Here is a 15,269-nt window from a genome sequence, read left to right as displayed (position 1 = left end):
TCACTCGGTGGGTGGCTCGTCCTCGCCCGCCGCCTCGGCCGCGTCGGCCTCTTCCTTGGTCTTGTGCACTGCCTTGTCGGCGTGCTCCGGCGGCCCGTAGACCGTGTACAGCACCAGCGGGTTGGGGCCGGTGTTGACGAAGTTGTGCTTGGTGCGCGCCGGCACCACGACCAGGTCGCCCGCGACGACCTTCCGCTTCGCGCCGGCGACCCGCGCCTCGCCGACGCCGCTCACGAAGGTGAGGATCTGGTCGATGTCCTCGTGCACCTCCTCGCCGATCTCTCCGTCGGCGGGGATGGTCATGATGACCAGCTGAGTGTGCTCACCGGTCCACAGCACGCGCCGGAAATCCGGGCTCTTCTCGGCGACAGTCGCGATAGTGAAATGCTCCATGTCCACGCTCATACCCCGTCCGGCGGCTCGCCACGCCAGGACTCACGAATGGTGGAATTCCCCACGCTGGGCGGGTTTGGATTCGCGCGGACCGGGGATCGAGAAGCGGACCGGCACGAAGGGCCGGTCGAGCCAGGTCCCCGCTGGCGTACCGCCGAACGGCTGCGATGGTGGGAGACGGCCAGAGCGCGGCGACGTTCCGATCACGGAGCGGCGCCGCGCGCTCATGTGTGCCTGGCGGACCTAGCGGTGTAGCCAGGTGAGCAGGTCGGGCGGGGCCAGCTTTGCGGCCCTCTCCTGGTAGCGGGCTCGGCCGGCGTTGTCCAGCAGGTCGCGTCCCTGACCTGAGGCGCCTTGGCGGAAGAACGCCTGGCGGTCACGCAGCACGCCGAGTGTGTCCGGTGCGAGCCGGTCGGCGCGTTCCCGCATGCGACCGAAGGTGGCTGCCTCCACCAACTCCGGCCCCGCGCTCGGGAGTTTCCACGTGTCGGCCAGCCGGCGCATCTCACCGCCCAGATCGGCCAGCAGGTCGTCGTAGTGCACCAGCTCGACGTTCGGCTCGTGCCGGCGGTCCCACGCATCACTCAGGTGCATCAGCACCCCGGGCAGTGAATCCAGCTCGGTGTGCGGGTCCACCTCCCGGTCGACCCAGCTCAGCAACCACTCCCGCACCGAAGGCCGCTCCCGGGGTGGCCCGGCCGGGGCAGGTTGCCCGGTCAGCTCGGCGATGCGCGCCCGGTCCAGGTTGGCGCCCTGGTGGTAGAGGGAGACCGCCATGTCCAGCGGGTGCCGGGCCACCACCACGTAGTGCGCCCGAGAGTCGAGCGGCACCCCGTCCAGCGGGGTGTGCGTCTTGATGAACCGCCGGTGCGGCTGGGCGGCCAGGCGGTCGTACACAGTGGCCTGCGGCTCGCCCAACCAGTCCAGCCACGGCGACAGCACGGTCAGCGGTGCCGGCAACTCCGGGGTACGAAGCACCAGGAGCGCACAGATCATCTGCATCCAGGTGGTGCCGCTCTTCGACCGGGTGCTGATCACGATGTCGCCGTCGCGGAACGGGAAACCGCTCCACCGGGCGCTGTCCTCTTCGTCGGATTGGTAACGGTGAATTGGTGTAGGCACCGGTGGATGGTAGTCGCCGAACCGACAGCCCAGCAGCCGAATTCCGGCTTACATCAGTGGGGCAGGCGCGTATGCCTGGCTAGATTATATTATGGTGCCCGCCCACGGGGGCCGGGCGGCGGCACCGATCTACCGCCCCATCCTCGCCAACCGACGGGGCGAGCTTGAGGCCCTGAGCCACCTCGATCCCGCGTACGCCGCACTGGTCGCCCCGATCCTGGAGATCGGCGCGATCGGCAGGTCCACGATGGACGCGATTCGCCGGTTGCCATCCGGGCTGCTGCCCGCCATCGACGTCAGCGCCCTGCCCGACATCCCCGAGGCGGAGCTGACCCGTTGGGGCGTACCGGTGGTGCCGGTGATCGGGCTCTCCGAGAGCGACCACCGGCTGGTAGCGCACGGCGCGGCGGCGCGGGCGTACGGCCGGCGCGCGCTCATCCGGCTACGGGCCGGTCGGGACCGGGCCGGGCCGGACGCGAGCACCACCGCCGTGGAACGGATCTGGCGGTTCACCGACCTCGCTCCGGAGGAGTGCGACCTGCTGGTGGATGCGGGGGACGTCTGCTGCCCGGCGGACGTGCGGACCACCGAGCCACGGGTACGCCACCTGCTGGACTGGGCGCGCCGGCACGCCTGGCGGTCAGTGACGGTGGCGGCGGGCGGTATGCCGCCGGCGCTGTCCCGGTTGCCCACCGACGAGCCGGTCCAACTGGACCGTTGGGACTGGCAACTGTGGCGACGACTTGCCGACGCAGGGGTCGACTACGGCGACTACGGCGTCCACCCGGCCGGGCCGGGCACCGGTGACGGCGACCGGTTGCCGACCGTGCGATACACCGACGACGGCAGTTGGTGGGTCTACCGCTGGGCGCGACGCGGTGGCCGGGGCGACGACAGGTTCGCCGACCTGTGTCGCACGCTGGTGTCGGCGCCACACTGGCCGACCAGCGGGGCGGCCTTCTCCTGGGGTGACCACGAGCTGCTGCGCCGGGCCCGCCGGGGCGCCGGGGCCGGCTCGACCGCCAACTGGGCGGCGTGGAGCACCTCGCACCACCTGGCCCACGTGCTCGGCACGCTGTTGCACCCGGCCGGCGACGGCGCGCCGCGGTGGCACCCCGGGCAGGGACCACCGCAGCGGGGACGATCGCTGCGGTGAGGCCGGGTCTACTGCTTCTCGGTGAAGCCGAACTGGATGATGCCCTCGTCGTCGACGGTGGCGTCCACCGACGCGTCGCCGAGCAACTCGGCGGCGTCCTCGTCCAGGAAGATCCGGGCGCCCTGGTTGTCGACCACCCGATCACCCTGTACCGGCTCGGGCACCAGCTCGACGGTGAGCGAGCCGGCCTCGGTGTCGGCGGCGATACGCACACCGCCGTCCTGGGCGACGTCCTGTTGGTTGGCGAGGTCACGGATGACGAGCACGGCGTTATCGGTCATGGTGAGCATTGTTGGAACTCCTCGTGGATTCTCGGCTCGCGGTCGGATACCGCGCGGACCGGACAGTCGGCCCGCGTACGAGCACACGTGGGAGGCGACTAGGGGCGAACGGTCATCGCCGTCGCATCGAATCGGGGCAGCTGACGGCCCCGTCACTCCCACCGTGCCCGCTGCCGGACCATCCGTCAAATAGAGCCAGGTCAGTGCAGAGCGGCGGCCTGCGTCAGCCAGGCGCGAATCTCGTTGACCGCCGTGCGGCCGGCCCGGTTGGCCCCGATCGTGCTGGCCGAGGGGCCGTACCCGACCAGGTGAACCCGTGCGTCGGCGACCACCCGGGTGCCGTCCATCGTGATACCGCCGCCCGGCGCGCGCAGCCCCAGCGGGGCGAGATGGTCGATGGCCGCCCGGAAGCCGGTGCACCAGAGGATCACGTCCGCCGGCACGAACCGCCCGTCCGTCCAGGCCACCCCGTCGGGCGTGATCCGGTCGAACATGGGTAGCCGGTCGAGGACGCCGCGCTCGCGCAGTCGGCGTACCTCCGGAGTGACCGGAAGCCCGGTCACGCCCACCACGCTTCCCGGCGGTCGGCCGGCCCGGACCGCCTGGTCCACCCGGGCCACCGCGAGGCGACCCAGCTCCGGGCCGAACTCCTCGTCGTTGAAGGTCGGCGGCCGGCGGGTCACCCAGGTGGTGGCCGCTGCGACGGTGGAGACCTCGCCGAGCAGTTGCACGGCCGAGGTCCCGCCTCCGACCACCACCACACGCAGGCCGGTGAACTCGGCCGGCCCCCGATAGTCGGCGGTGTGCAGTTGCCGCCCCCGGAAGGTCGACCGGCCCGGGTAGTGCGGCCAGAACGGTCGCGTCCAGGTGCCGGTGGCGTTGATCAGGGCCCGGGCGGTCCAGGTGCCCCGGTCGGTGTGCACATCCAGCCGTCCGTCCGGGCGGGAGCGCACCGCCCGGACCCGCACCGGCCGCCGCACCGGCAGGTCGAAGGCCCTCTCGTACGCGGTGAAGTAGGCGCTGACCTGCTCGGAAGCTGGGCGATGTGGCTCGGTGGGCGGGAGCGGCAGCCCGGGCAGGTCGTGGAAGCCGTGCACCCGGTCGAAGACCAGCGTCGGCCAGCGGTGCTGCCAGGCGCCGCCGGGCCCGTCGTCGGCGTCGAGGATGACGAAGCCGCTGCCGGGCGCGAAGCCGGTGCGGCGCAGGTGATAGCCGGCGCTCAGGCCGGCCTGCCCGGCGCCGATCACCACGACGTCCGCGGAGTGGGTGTCCACGTGGGCTACAACGCACCGGACGTCACCGCTGTGCCCGTCCTCGACCGTCGCGCCGATCACAGAAGACCATTCCGGCTTCGACCACCTGACCTGCGCTTACGCTGAGTGAATGAGCGACTTCCGTCGGTACGCAGCCGAGTTTCTCGGCACCCTGCTGCTGGTGTTCTTCGGGGTGGGGAGCGCGATCGCCGCACGGGTCCAGGGCGGGGTGGTGGTGGTGGCGCTGGCCTTCGGGTTCGTGATGGTGGCCCTCGTCTACACGATCGGCCCACTGTCCGGCAGCCACGTCAACCCAGCGGTCACGCTCGGTGTGCTGCTCTCCGGCAAGATCTCGCTGCTCGGGGCGGTGGCGTACTGGATCGCGCAGTTCGTCGGCGCGACCGTCGCGGGCTTCGTACTCTGGGCGCTCACCCGATGGGGTGACGTCGCGGACCAGACCGGGGCCCTGGGCACGAACGGTTACGGCGCGCACATCAACCGGGGCGGCGCCGCCGTGCTGGAAGTCGTGCTGACCTTCCTCTTCGTGCTGGTCGTGCTGGTGGTGACCAGTCGGAGCGAGAATCCGGGCACCGCCGGACTGGCCATCGGGTTGGCCCTCGCCGCGACCCAACTGGTGGGCGTGACGCTCACCGGCGCGGCGGTCAACCCGGCCCGCGCGTTCGGCCCGGCGGTCTTCGAGGGCGGTGCAGCCCTGCGGCAGCTCTGGGTGTTCATCGTCTTCCCGCTGCTCGGCGGGGCGCTCGCCGCACTGGTCGCACCAATGGTCATGGGGGCGCAGCGGCACTACTGGGGTGGCCACGAAAAATCGGTCGGCGGGCCTAAGTAGCCCAGACGGCAACATCTTTCGCCCGAGGGCCTTCTCCGGCGAATATCTCCGTGACAGCATCAGCGGATGCATCGCCGTCACTTTCCCCGCGCCCTCGCGCTGCTCGCGCTGGTCGCCACCGCAGCCACCGCCGGCGCGCCCGGTGCCACGGCCGAGTCGCCCACCGCCGCGACGACCCAGCTGCGCGCCACCATCGACACGATCCTCGCCGACACCCGGCTTGCCGGCGCACAGGCGTCGGTGGTCGTGGTCGACACCAGCACGGGACAGACGCTCTACGACCGCAACGGCGACCGCCGGCTGGTCCCGGCGTCCAACACCAAGCTGCTGACCTCGACGGCCGCCCTTGAGCTGCTCGGCCCGGGGCACCGCTTCAGCACCGACGTACGGGCCAACGGCAAACGCCGTGGGGGCCTGCTCCCCGGCAACCTCTACCTGCGCGGCGGGGGCGACCCGACAATGCTCGCCGCCGACTACGACGCGCTCGCCGCGCAGGTCGCCGCCGACGGCGTCCGGGTGGTCACCGGAAACCTGGTCGCCGACGACACCCGCTACGACCGCACCCGACTCGGCCCCGACTGGACCTGGGACGACGAGCCCTACTACTACGCAGCCCAGGTCTCCGCGCTGACCGTCGCCCCGAACACCGACTACGACGCGGGCACCGTGATCGTGCACGCCGCACCGGCCGACCGGGCCGGCGCCCCGCCGGTGGTCACCACCACCCCCGCCACCGGGTACGTCCGCGTCGACAACCGCGCCCAGACGGTCAGCGACGGCGAGACCTCGATCTCGATCGAGCGCGAGCACGGCGGCAACACCGTCGTGGTGACCGGTCAGATCGCCGTCGGCGACGAGCCCGCCAGCGACTGGGTCACCGTCTGGGAACCCACCGGCTACGCGGCCGACGTGTTCCGGGCGGCGCTGCACCGACACGGTGTCCGGGTGCTCGGCCAGACCGTGCTCGGCCAGCCCACCCCGGAGAGAGCACACCCGGTGGCGCGCCACGACTCGATGAGCCTGGGCGAGCTGATGACGCCATTTCTGAAGCTGTCCAACAACGGGCACGCCGAGGTGTTGACCAAGGAGATCGGCCGGGTGCTATCCGGCTCGGGCACCTGGACGGCCGGTATCACAGCGATCAGCGAGTACGTCGCCGACACCGGAATGGACACCGGGAGACTGCGCCAGCGTGACGGCTCAGGGTTGTCCCGGCGCAACCTGATCCCGGCGGCGGAGTTCGTCGACCTGCTGAGCGCCGTGCGCGCCGAACCGTGGTTCGCGACCTGGTACGCGGCGCTGCCGATCGCCGGCCAGCCCGAGCGGTTCGTCGGCGGCACCCTGCGCAGCCGGATGGTCGGCACGCCGGCCGCGGGCAACGTGCACGCCAAGACCGGCAGCCTGACCGGTGTCTCCGGGCTCTCCGGCTACGTCACCAGCGCCGATGGTCGACTGCTGGCGTTCTCCATCCTGCTGAACAACTACCTGACGGCGTCGGTGAAGTCGCTTGAGGACCAGATCGCCGTGGCGCTGGCCGGCTTCCGCGAGGGTGGTGCGTCGAGGGCACGGGTGGCCCCGCCGGCGGTGCCGGAGACGCCGCGCACCCCGGAGGGCGTCGAGTGCTCCTGGGTCAAACCGATCACCTGCTGAGCGGCGGCCGGGAGGCGCGAACGCGCCTCCCGGCCCGGCGAGCGCTCAGGCCGGACGGTCCGGTGGGGGGACCACCGCCGTCGGGTCACCACGTTCGATGAGCGCGGCGATCTCAGCGGCCCGCAGCCCGCGCAGCGCCAGCACCCGGGTGCCCCAGCGGTGCAGGCGGCACGGGTGTGGGCTGGCATCGTTGCGGCAGACGACACCACCGGACCACCGTCGCGGGGCGTGCACCACCACCGCCCGTACGGCGAACTGGGTGTCCTCCCCCGTCACGTACGGCGGCAGGGGAATGTCGCGAAGAACCTCCCCGGACGCTTCACCGATACCGGACGAAGCGGCACGACGGACGCGGTGGGCGGTGCTGCTACTCATCTCCGCTGCCTCCACACTGGATGGTCGGATGGGGACAGCAGAAAGTTACGACGCATTCGACAGTCGGCGACGGACAAACTGTCCCGCTGCCCCAATGCGCAGCGATCAGTCAGTCAGTCAACGCACCGTCACGGCCTGGAGGCCGACGTTGCCGCAGTGCTGCGTGAATACCTTCTCGACGGTCCAGTTCAGCAGCAGCCGGGCGCCCTTCGGCACCGTGAAACGGATGGTGAACTGGGCGCTCTGACTGGTGTAGGGATCTTCCAGTCGAGCGGTGCTGGCGGGCCCGCCGGTGGACAGCCGCGCTTCCAGTCGCCCCCGAGCCATCCAGATGCCGGCGTAGAGCTGGACCGTGCGCGGCTCGCCGCTGCCGGCGACGGCGAGGCTGAAACCGTTCCCGGCACCGCAGGCGTAGACGCCGTTGGAGCTGCCGTTCGTCGACCGCTCCGGAGAGCCGTCGGACCAGCGCACGTACTCCTGGTTGCCGTCCCAGCCGACCCGCCGCCCGGCGCCACCCCCGTCGATGATCTCGCCGGAGCCGGAGCGCTTGCGGTTCGTCGACCGGCCGCCGCGCTCTCCCCAGTGCACCCAGTCCCGGGCGCCCACGGCGGTCAGGTCGACGATGGCGGGCATCTCGCCCCGGCTCACCGTCAGCGTCGGCGCACCGGGCTTCGCCGGTGGCGGGGCCGGCGCGCTGGCCGACGGCGTCGGCGTCGGCTCCGGCGAGGGTGGGCGCTGGCGCGGACGCAGGCCGGGCGTCGCCGGCCCCGCCTCGCCGGTGCGCCCGTCGGCGGCCGGGAGACCGGGGGAACGGGCCCCGGCGGGCACGCCGCCCGGACCCGCCCGGTCGTCGTCCGGCGCCGGACCGGACCGGGTGGCGAGGTAAGAGATCAAGACCACCAGGCAGACGAGTACGGCGGCTCCCTCGACCGCCCAGCGTCGCCGCTGTCGGGCGCGGCGCAACAGGCTGCGGGTCACCCCGGCGGTAATGGCACGCGGACGGTGCCTCGGCGGCGCGTCGCCAGCCCTCGAACCAGCCCGCGTGCGGTCTTCGTCCGCCACCGACCCCTCCAACTCCGCCGCCCGGCCGTTTTGGACCGCCGAGGACCACACCATCCACTGTGGGCAGTTTCACGTTTATCCGGGCGTGGACGACACGCTAGATCCGGACCACCGGACGTGTCCAGCCCACAATGGGACGCTGTCGGACAACCCGGCCCGCCCGAACGGACACTTCGGCAGACCAGGAGCGTCTTTCCGGTCACCCGATCCGGAAGCCGAGCAGTTGCGCGACGACCACGGCCTGCTCGACGTCGATCACGGCACCGGCCCGTTCGACGACCGTCGGGTCCAGCGCGGTGAGATCGCTGCCCCGCAGGTCGGCGCCGCCGAGCCGGACGTTGGTCAGCTGTGCCCCGGAAAGATCGACACCGGTGACCGTAGCACCGGTGAGATTGGCCCTGGTGAGGTCCACCTCGCGCATGCGCACCCCGGTCAGCCGAACACCACGCAGGTCGGCACCGGGCAGCGCGACGAAGGACCAGTCGCCGCCGTCCACCGTCAACGGACGCAGATCACACTCGCTGAAGGTGCTGCCGACCAGCTTGCAGCCGGTGAACTCGGCCTCGAAGAAGTTGCACCGCCGAAAGACGCACCGGGTGAAGGCGGAGTCGACATGCCGGGAGGCGTTGAACGCCACGTTGCCGAACGTGCACCCGGTGAAGACCGCGCCTCTGCTCGCCGCCTCGGTCAGGTCCACCCCGAAGAACTCGCAACCCACGAAGTGCCGGTCGGTCAGCTCCTCGCCGTACCAGTCCTCGTTGCGGAAGGTCACGTCCTCGGTCAACTCCGGCATCCGGCCAGGCTAGTGGGGGCCGCCGACAGCCGACGGGCGGCGGGCCGGTGCCGGCCCCCTTCCGGTGGCGGCGTACCGGCGAGTAGGTTCGGCGGCGTGAGTGTGGCTCGGAGCAAGGACCCGGATCAGATCGGTTTCGACAGGGCGCGGCTGGCGCGGATCGATGAGCACTTCGGCCGGTACGTCGACGACGGCCGGCTGGCCGGCTGGCAGGTGGTGGTCACCCGTCGCGGCGAGGTGGCGCACTCCTCGACGTACGGGCTGCGCGACCGGGAGTCGGGCGCACCGGTCGAGGCCGACACCCTGTGGCGGATCTACTCGATGACCAAGCCGGTCACCTCGGTCGCGGCGATGATGCTGTGGGAGGAGGGCCGGTTCGAGCTGACCGACGAGATCAGCCGCTGGCTGCCCGAGTTCGCCGACCTGCGGGTCTACTCGAAGGGGTCGGCGCTCAAGCCGTACACAGTGCCGGCGGTCGAGCCGATCCGGGTCTGGCACCTGCTCACCCACACGGCCGGCCTGACGTACGGCTTCATGCAGACCTCGGTGGTCGACGGGCTCTACCGGGCCGCCGGCTATGACCTGTACCCGCCGGCGGACGTTGACCTGGCCGGCGCCTGCGCGGCCTTCGGCGAGCTGCCGCTGCTGTTCCAGCCCGGCTCGGCGTGGGGCTACTCCGTCGCCACGGACGTGCTGGGCCGGCTCGTCGAGGTGATCTCCGGGCAGAGCCTCGACGCGTTCTTCGCCGACCGGATCTTCGGCCCCCTGGGCATGACCGACACCCGCTGGTGGGTGGAGGGCGACGAGGCCGACCGGCTGGCCGCGCTCTACGTACCGGAACCGCGCAGCGGCCGGGCCGTCCGCTACAACAGCCTGGGGTCGCTCGCGTTCAGCAAGCCGGCGCTGCTCTCCGGAGGTGGCGGCCTGATCTCCAGCGCCGCCGACTACCACCGATTCACGCAGTTGCTGCTGCGCGGCGGCGAGCTGGACGGTGTCCGGCTACTCGGGCCGCGCACGGTGCGGTTCATGACCCGCAACCACCTTCCCGGCGGTCAGGACCTGGGCACCCTGTCCACCGGCGGCTTCGCCGAGACCACCCTGGACGGGATCGGCTTCGGCCTCGGCTTCGCGGTGGTCGACGACCCGATCCCCAGCCGGGTGCCGAGCAGCGTCGGCGAGTACTACTGGGGCGGGGTGGCCAGCACCGCGTTCTGGGTCGATCCGGCCGAGGAGATCACCGCGTTGCTGTTCACGCAGCTGATGCCGTCGAGCACCTACCCACTCCGCTCCCAGCTGCGCCAGCTCGTCTACGCCGCCCTGGTCGACTGACCGGCCGCCGGGGGCGGACGGACGGTCAGTCGGCGAGGCGGGCCGGGAAGCCACCGGTGGCGATCGGACCCCAATTGTCGATGGTGATTCGGATCAGCGACTTGCGCTGGCGCACCATCGCCGCCCGGTAGTCGTCCCAGTCCGGGTGCTCACCGGAGATGCTGCGGAAGTACTCGACCAGCGGCTCCAGTGCCTCGGGCAGGTCGAGCACCTCGGCGGTGCCGTCGATCTGCACCCAGGGGCCGTTCCAGTCGTCGCTGAGCACGCAGGCCGAGACCCGGGGGTCGCGGCGGAGGTTGCTCACCTTGGCCCGCTCGGGGTAGGTGGAGATGACCAGCCGCCCCTGCCCGTCCACCCCGGCGGAGACCGGGGAGGACTGCGGGCGCCCGTCGGCCCGGGTGGTCATCAGCACGACGCGGTGCCGCGGCCGGAGGAAGTCGAGCAGGCCGGCGCGGTCGACCCGGGTGTTCCTTGCGATGCTGCGTGCCATTCCCCGTTCCTACCAGGGCGCGGGCGCCGCGGGTTCAGCGGGTCAGCGGGGCCGGGCCGCAGCGCGGTGCACCGCCTGGGTGGGCACCCGGGGACGGCCGGACGGACGCCAGGCCCGACCGTTGGCGTAGATCACCCGAAACCCGAGGTACGACGCGAGCGGCGCCCAGTGGGCGGAGCCCATCCGCAGCTCAGCGGCATTGTGTCGCTGGCCGTTGGCGAGCACGTCGAGGAGCACGGTTTCGAAGGCCGCCGATTCGACCCAGTCGACCTCCCGGGTGAAACCGCAGATCAGAGCGGCTCCGGTGACCTCCAGGAACTCGCGCAGGACCGCGTCCGAGGCGCGCAGCACCGAGCAGCTGCCGAAATAGAGTCGCCGCCCCTCGGCGCGGCCGGCCATCAGCTCCGCCACCTCGTTCAACTCGACGGACTGCCAGTCGGTGAGGCAGAGCCGGCTCGGCTCGCCGTGCATGGCGAAGAAGCCGACCCGGTGGTCGGCGTACTGCTTGAGCAGCCAACGGTCCAGGAAGTAGAACAACTCGTCGCGGGTGGCCGCGTCCTTGTGGATGAAGCGGATCTTGCCCAGCCGCTCCAGCAGCTCCAGGGTGGGCAGCACCGAGCCCCGCTCGTTGAGGTCACGGTGCCACTGACCCTCGACGCAGAAGACGCCACCGCGTGCCACGCGCACCTCCGCCAGTCCGCCGTCCCGGGGCTGACGTTACCGGCCGTCATCGCCCCGGGAACATCACCCTCGGTGTGGCAGATTGCGACGTTCGGTGTGCTTGGCGGCAGGAGGGGTGATCGGCCGGGAATGGCTGTTTCGCAAATCAGCCGAATTCCCAGCCAATACCCAGGGACAGCGGATTGTGAGCACGATTCTCGTTAACCACCTCCAACGGCACTGATCAGTGCGAGGGTGGAAATCACGGGACTTCTCGGTCGATGTCCTGGTGCCACCCCATTCGCTCTCCTATCGGGAGGACTTCTGTGCGCGTAAACACCTTGAAGCGGGTCGCCGTCGCATTCGCCCTGGCGCTGCCCGGGGCCGCAATCGCCACGGTGGTCGCCGCACCGGCGGCGCACGCGGACGGCTGTTACACCTGGAACCGCACCCTGACCCAGGGGCGCTCCGGCGATGACGTCCGCCAGTTGCAGATCCGGGTCGCCGGGTGGGCCGGTAACCGGGACATCGTGGAGAACGACGGCCGCTACGGTCCGAAGACCGCCGCCGCGGTCAAGCGGTTCCAGCAGGCGTACGGGCTGCGCGCCGACGGCATCGCCGGCCCACAGACCTTCGCCAAGCTGTACCAACTCCAGGACAACGACTGCACACCCGCGCACTTCACCTACGGCGAGCTGGACAACGGGTGCGGCGGGAGCGGGTGGAGCGGCGGCCCGCTGTCGGCCAACCAGACCAAGCAGAACGCGCTGCGCACCATGTGGAAGCTGGAGGCGCTGCGCAAGAGCCTCGGCGACAAGCCGCTCAACGTGTCCAGTGGTTTCCGCAGTCGCGCCTGCAACAACCAGGTCGGCGGCGCGTCCGACAGCCAACACCTGTACGGCAACGCGGCCGACGTGACCTCACGGACATCCTCGCTGTGCCAGGTCGCCCGGGGCGCCCGCAACAACGGCTTCAGTGGGATCTACGGGCCGGGCTACCCCGACCACGACGACCACGTGCACGTCGACTCGCGTCGGGAGAACAACAGCGACAGCAGCTCGAACACGACGAGCTGGTCCGCCCCGGACTGCGGGGTCGGCAACTGAGCCACCCGCTCAGAGCGACGTCGGCCCGACGCGGAGGGGGAATCTTCGCGCCGGGCCGACGTCGTGTCGCCCCGGGTCGGTTGGGCGGAGGGGGTAGCGCGCTCAGCTCGCCCGGGGCCAGCGCGGCGCGGTGACGGGGGGAGTCACCGGCCGGCCAGCAGCGGTGGGCCGTACCCCCTGGGGGACGACCCGCGCGGCCTGTTGCCGCGACGGCCCGGTCGCCGTGAACGGGAAGGGCACGTGCACGAACGGATTGCCGTGCCGGATCAACGCCTCGATCTGCCGCTCGTTGAGCCCGTGTGTCTCCAACACCCGCCGCCCCCAACGGTGCAGCCGGCACGGGTAGGAGGCGCCGTCGTTGCGGCACAGCGGCCCCGTGGGCCACTCCTCGGCGGTGTGCACCACCACCGCCCGGACCGCGAGCCGAACATCCTCCGGGGTCAGAGTTGCCGGCATTGGCACCTCACCCAGTACCTGATCGATGGGATCCGTCGACTGCTCACCAACTCGCACGGCAGGCCTCCCGCAGTTCGGCAGCGGTACGGCGGACCCACCGCACCGACATCCTCGGCCATGGGTACGGCGGACACCCGACGAAAGTTCAATTCCGGTACGCGGTAAGCAGATCCTCCGCCGACAGGCCGGCGCGACGACCGTCAGACGAGGCCGGCGTCGTGCACGAGCAGCGCCACCTGGACCCGATTGTTCAGGTCCAGTCGGGTCAGCAGCCGGGAGACGTACGCCTTCACCGTCGCCACGCTCATGAACAGCTCCCCCGCGATCTCCGCGTTGGTCTGGCCACGCCCCAGCGCGACAGCCACCTGCCGCTCGCGCTCGCTGAGCCCGGTGAGCTGTCGCAGCGCCCGTTCGCGGCGCGGGTCCGGGCCGACCGGGCCGGGAGCGGCGGCGGTCACGTGGGCGATCAGCGTCCGGGTCACCGTCGGGGAGAGCGTCGCCTCGCCCGCCGCGACCCGGCGTACGGCGCGCACGATCTCCGCCGGCGGGGTGTCCTTGAGCAGGAAGCCGGCCGCCCCGGCGCGGAGCGCCCGCAGCACCTGTTCGTCGGCGTCGAAGGTGGTCAGCACCAGCACCTCCGGCGGGTGCGGTTGGGCACGCAGCGCCTCGGTGGCGGTCAGCCCGTCGACCCGGGGCATCCGGATGTCCATCAGCACCACGTCCGGGGCGTACGCGGCGACGGCCGCCGGCACCTCGCCGCCGTCGGCCGCCTCGCCGACCACTGTCAGGTCCGGCAGACCGCCGAGGATCATGGAGAGCCCGGCCCGGACCAACGCGTCGTCGTCCACGATCAGCACGCGCACCGGCGGCGCAGCCGCGCCGTCCGGCCCGGTCGCGTTCGGCGGCCCCGTCGCGCCGTCTGGGCTGGTCACGCCGGCCACGGCAGCCAGGCGGCGAGCCGGAAGTCACCGCTGTCGTCCCGACCGTAGGCGAGCCGCCCGCCGGCCAGGGTGACCCGCTCGCTGATGCCGACCAGGCCGGTGCCCGCACCCGGCAAGGTGTCACCCGCCGGTGCGCCGACCGGCCACCGGTTGCCGATCGCCACGGTCAGCCCGGCGCCCGGCCCACCGGCCACGTCCACGGTGACGGCCGCGCCGGCCGCGTGCTTGCGGGCGTTGGTCAGCCCCTCCTGCACGATCCGGTACGCGGCCCGGCCCAGCGCCGCCGGCACCTCCCCCGGGCTGGCGACGCTGTCGCTGACGTTCACCCGCACCCCGGCCGACCGCGACTCGGCGATCAGGGCCGGCAGGTCGGCGAGGGTGGGCTGCGGCGGCTCGGGGGCGTCGCCGGCACCGTCGTCCGCGGCGCGGAGCACCCCGATCACCTCCCGCAGATCCTGGAGGGCGGCGTGCGCACTGCCCCGGATCACCCCGGCGGCCCGGGCCACCTCGTCGGCCGGCGCGTCCGGGCGGAACTCCAGCGCACCCGCGTGCAGGCTGAGCAGCGAGATCCGGTGGGCCAGCACGTCGTGCATCTCCCGGGCGATCCGGGTGCGTTCGAGGTGGCGGGCCTGGGTGACCCGCAGCTGCTGCTCCGCCTCGGCCCGCTCGGCCCGCTCCCGCAACGACACGATCAACTGCCTGCGAGCCCGGACGAACATCCCCCAGGCCAGCACGGCGAAGCTGAGCACCACGCCCCACGACGCGGTCTCCCAGTACGACATGTGCGGATCCGGACGCACCCAACTGAAGACCAGGTTGGTGAGAAGGCCGGCGCCGGTGACCGCGATCGCGACGGCCGTCCGCCGATGCACCACCACGGTGAAGTAGAAGATCAGCAGCGGAATGGCGGAGGCCAGCGAGAACAGGGTCAGCGGTGTCGTGGCCACGATCAGCCCGAGCGGCCACCGTCGGCGCAGCCAGAGCAGCCCGCAGCAGACCAGACCGAGCAGCGCGTCCACGCCGGTCAGCCAGTCGGTTGGCAGCGGGATCGCCATCGCCGGATCCGCCGACAGGGCGTCCGCGGTGACGAACAGCACCCAGAGCAGGGAGAGCAGGAAGGCGATGCTGTCCACGATCCAGTCCCGGGTGGTGCGGCGCGGACGCCTACGCCCATGGTCAGCCGGCACCACCAGCTCCCCTGGCAGCAGCCAGGGGTGCTCCGGGACGGCGAGGCTGGTCACGACGCCCATGCTAGGCAGCCGACGGGCGACACGACCAGCTACCAAAGTCGAGATCCGATGATCGACCAAGGTCGACGCGGCACCGACCGGTGGCCGCAGCGGATGGCCAGGCGG

At 71.7% G+C, this 15,269-nt stretch carries 17 protein-coding genes; 5 read left to right on the top strand and 12 right to left on the bottom strand.

The window, feature by feature from the left end; genetic code table 11:
• Positions 1-393: a cupin domain-containing protein gene (locus tag ACLJOK_RS21640; RefSeq protein WP_410820508.1), complete on the bottom strand. Its 393-nt coding sequence runs from the start codon at positions 391-393 to the stop codon at positions 1-3.
• A 243-nt stretch (positions 394-636) separates the two neighbouring features.
• A complete protein-coding gene (locus ACLJOK_RS21635; protein ID WP_410820507.1) occupies positions 637-1,515 on the bottom strand; it encodes a sulfotransferase domain-containing protein in 879 nt (292 codons plus the stop codon).
• 91 nt (positions 1,516-1,606) lie between these two features.
• Here ACLJOK_RS21635 and ACLJOK_RS21630 point away from each other — a divergent pair, with 91 nt between their 5' ends.
• A complete protein-coding gene (locus ACLJOK_RS21630; protein WP_410820506.1) occupies positions 1,607-2,671 on the top strand; it encodes a beta family protein in 1,065 nt (354 codons plus the stop codon).
• An 8-nt stretch (positions 2,672-2,679) separates the two neighbouring features.
• Here ACLJOK_RS21630 and ACLJOK_RS21625 read toward each other — a convergent pair whose 3' ends face one another.
• Entirely contained in the window at positions 2,680-2,961 is a 282-nt protein-coding gene (locus ACLJOK_RS21625; protein WP_091393621.1) for an adhesin, read from the bottom strand.
• 191 nt (positions 2,962-3,152) lie between these two features.
• Complete coding sequence (locus ACLJOK_RS21620; RefSeq protein ID WP_410820505.1) at positions 3,153-4,226, bottom strand: NAD(P)-binding domain-containing protein; 1,074 nt, start codon at positions 4,224-4,226, stop codon at positions 3,153-3,155.
• Between the two features lie 109 nt (positions 4,227-4,335).
• Here ACLJOK_RS21620 and ACLJOK_RS21615 point away from each other — a divergent pair, with 109 nt between their 5' ends.
• Both ACLJOK_RS21615 and dacB read left to right on the top strand, forming a co-directional pair.
• Positions 4,336-5,052 carry an MIP/aquaporin family protein gene (locus tag ACLJOK_RS21615; protein WP_410820504.1) on the top strand — a complete coding sequence of 239 codons (717 nt, stop codon included), beginning with the start codon at positions 4,336-4,338 and terminating at the stop codon, positions 5,050-5,052.
• A gap of 66 nt (positions 5,053-5,118) precedes the next feature.
• Positions 5,119-6,702: a D-alanyl-D-alanine carboxypeptidase/D-alanyl-D-alanine-endopeptidase gene (dacB, locus tag ACLJOK_RS21610; RefSeq protein ID WP_410820503.1), complete on the top strand. Its 1,584-nt coding sequence runs from the start codon at positions 5,119-5,121 to the stop codon at positions 6,700-6,702.
• Between the two features lie 45 nt (positions 6,703-6,747).
• On the opposite strand, the gene ACLJOK_RS21605 is transcribed toward dacB, so the two are convergent.
• From ACLJOK_RS21605 to ACLJOK_RS21595, 3 genes are all read right to left on the bottom strand, one after another.
• On the bottom strand, positions 6,748-7,077 hold the full coding sequence (locus ACLJOK_RS21605) for a hypothetical protein (protein WP_410820502.1): 330 nt from the start codon (positions 7,075-7,077) through the stop codon (positions 6,748-6,750).
• A 117-nt stretch (positions 7,078-7,194) separates the two neighbouring features.
• The gene (locus ACLJOK_RS21600; protein WP_410820501.1) at positions 7,195-8,055 is read right to left on the bottom strand and encodes a hypothetical protein; all 861 of its coding nucleotides are present in this window, start codon (positions 8,053-8,055) and stop codon (positions 7,195-7,197) included.
• Positions 8,056-8,338: 283 nt separating this feature from the next.
• A complete protein-coding gene (locus ACLJOK_RS21595) occupies positions 8,339-8,932 on the bottom strand; it encodes a pentapeptide repeat-containing protein (RefSeq protein ID WP_410820500.1) in 594 nt (197 codons plus the stop codon).
• A 96-nt stretch (positions 8,933-9,028) separates the two neighbouring features.
• Between ACLJOK_RS21595 and ACLJOK_RS21590 the strand changes: the two genes are divergently transcribed.
• On the top strand, positions 9,029-10,261 hold the full coding sequence (locus ACLJOK_RS21590; protein ID WP_410820499.1) for a serine hydrolase domain-containing protein: 1,233 nt from the start codon (positions 9,029-9,031) through the stop codon (positions 10,259-10,261).
• Positions 10,262-10,286: 25 nt separating this feature from the next.
• On the opposite strand, the gene ACLJOK_RS21585 is transcribed toward ACLJOK_RS21590, so the two are convergent.
• Together ACLJOK_RS21585 and ACLJOK_RS21580 are read right to left on the bottom strand one after the other, a co-directional pair.
• Entirely contained in the window at positions 10,287-10,751 is a 465-nt protein-coding gene (locus ACLJOK_RS21585) for a PPOX class F420-dependent oxidoreductase (protein WP_410820498.1), read from the bottom strand.
• A 42-nt stretch (positions 10,752-10,793) separates the two neighbouring features.
• The gene (locus ACLJOK_RS21580; protein WP_091393643.1) at positions 10,794-11,432 is read right to left on the bottom strand and encodes a DUF6642 family protein; all 639 of its coding nucleotides are present in this window, start codon (positions 11,430-11,432) and stop codon (positions 10,794-10,796) included.
• 305 nt (positions 11,433-11,737) lie between these two features.
• Here ACLJOK_RS21580 and ACLJOK_RS21575 point away from each other — a divergent pair, with 305 nt between their 5' ends.
• The gene (locus tag ACLJOK_RS21575; protein ID WP_410820497.1) at positions 11,738-12,517 is read left to right on the top strand and encodes a D-Ala-D-Ala carboxypeptidase family metallohydrolase; all 780 of its coding nucleotides are present in this window, start codon (positions 11,738-11,740) and stop codon (positions 12,515-12,517) included.
• A gap of 102 nt (positions 12,518-12,619) precedes the next feature.
• On the opposite strand, the gene ACLJOK_RS21570 is transcribed toward ACLJOK_RS21575, so the two are convergent.
• The 3 genes from ACLJOK_RS21570 to ACLJOK_RS21560 all read right to left on the bottom strand — a co-directional run bounded on the left by ACLJOK_RS21570 (position 12,620) and on the right by ACLJOK_RS21560 (position 15,155).
• Positions 12,620-12,973 carry a hypothetical protein gene (locus ACLJOK_RS21570; RefSeq protein WP_410820496.1) on the bottom strand — a complete coding sequence of 118 codons (354 nt, stop codon included), beginning with the start codon at positions 12,971-12,973 and terminating at the stop codon, positions 12,620-12,622.
• A gap of 200 nt (positions 12,974-13,173) precedes the next feature.
• Positions 13,174-13,923, bottom strand: a complete 750-nt coding sequence (locus ACLJOK_RS21565; protein ID WP_410821557.1) for a response regulator — start codon at positions 13,921-13,923, stop codon at positions 13,174-13,176.
• Positions 13,902-15,155, bottom strand: a complete 1,254-nt coding sequence (locus ACLJOK_RS21560; RefSeq protein ID WP_410820495.1) for a sensor histidine kinase — start codon at positions 15,153-15,155, stop codon at positions 13,902-13,904. Before ACLJOK_RS21560 ends, ACLJOK_RS21565 begins: the two co-directional genes overlap by 22 nt.
• Positions 15,156-15,269: the final 114 nt, after the last annotated feature.

This window comes from Micromonospora sp. 050-3, assembly GCF_046549335.1.
Lineage (GTDB): Bacteria > Actinomycetota > Actinomycetes > Mycobacteriales > Micromonosporaceae > Micromonospora > Micromonospora trifolii.
The sequence above is the reverse complement of the archived record's forward strand: the minus strand, read 5'-3'. Positions and strand labels throughout refer to the sequence as shown.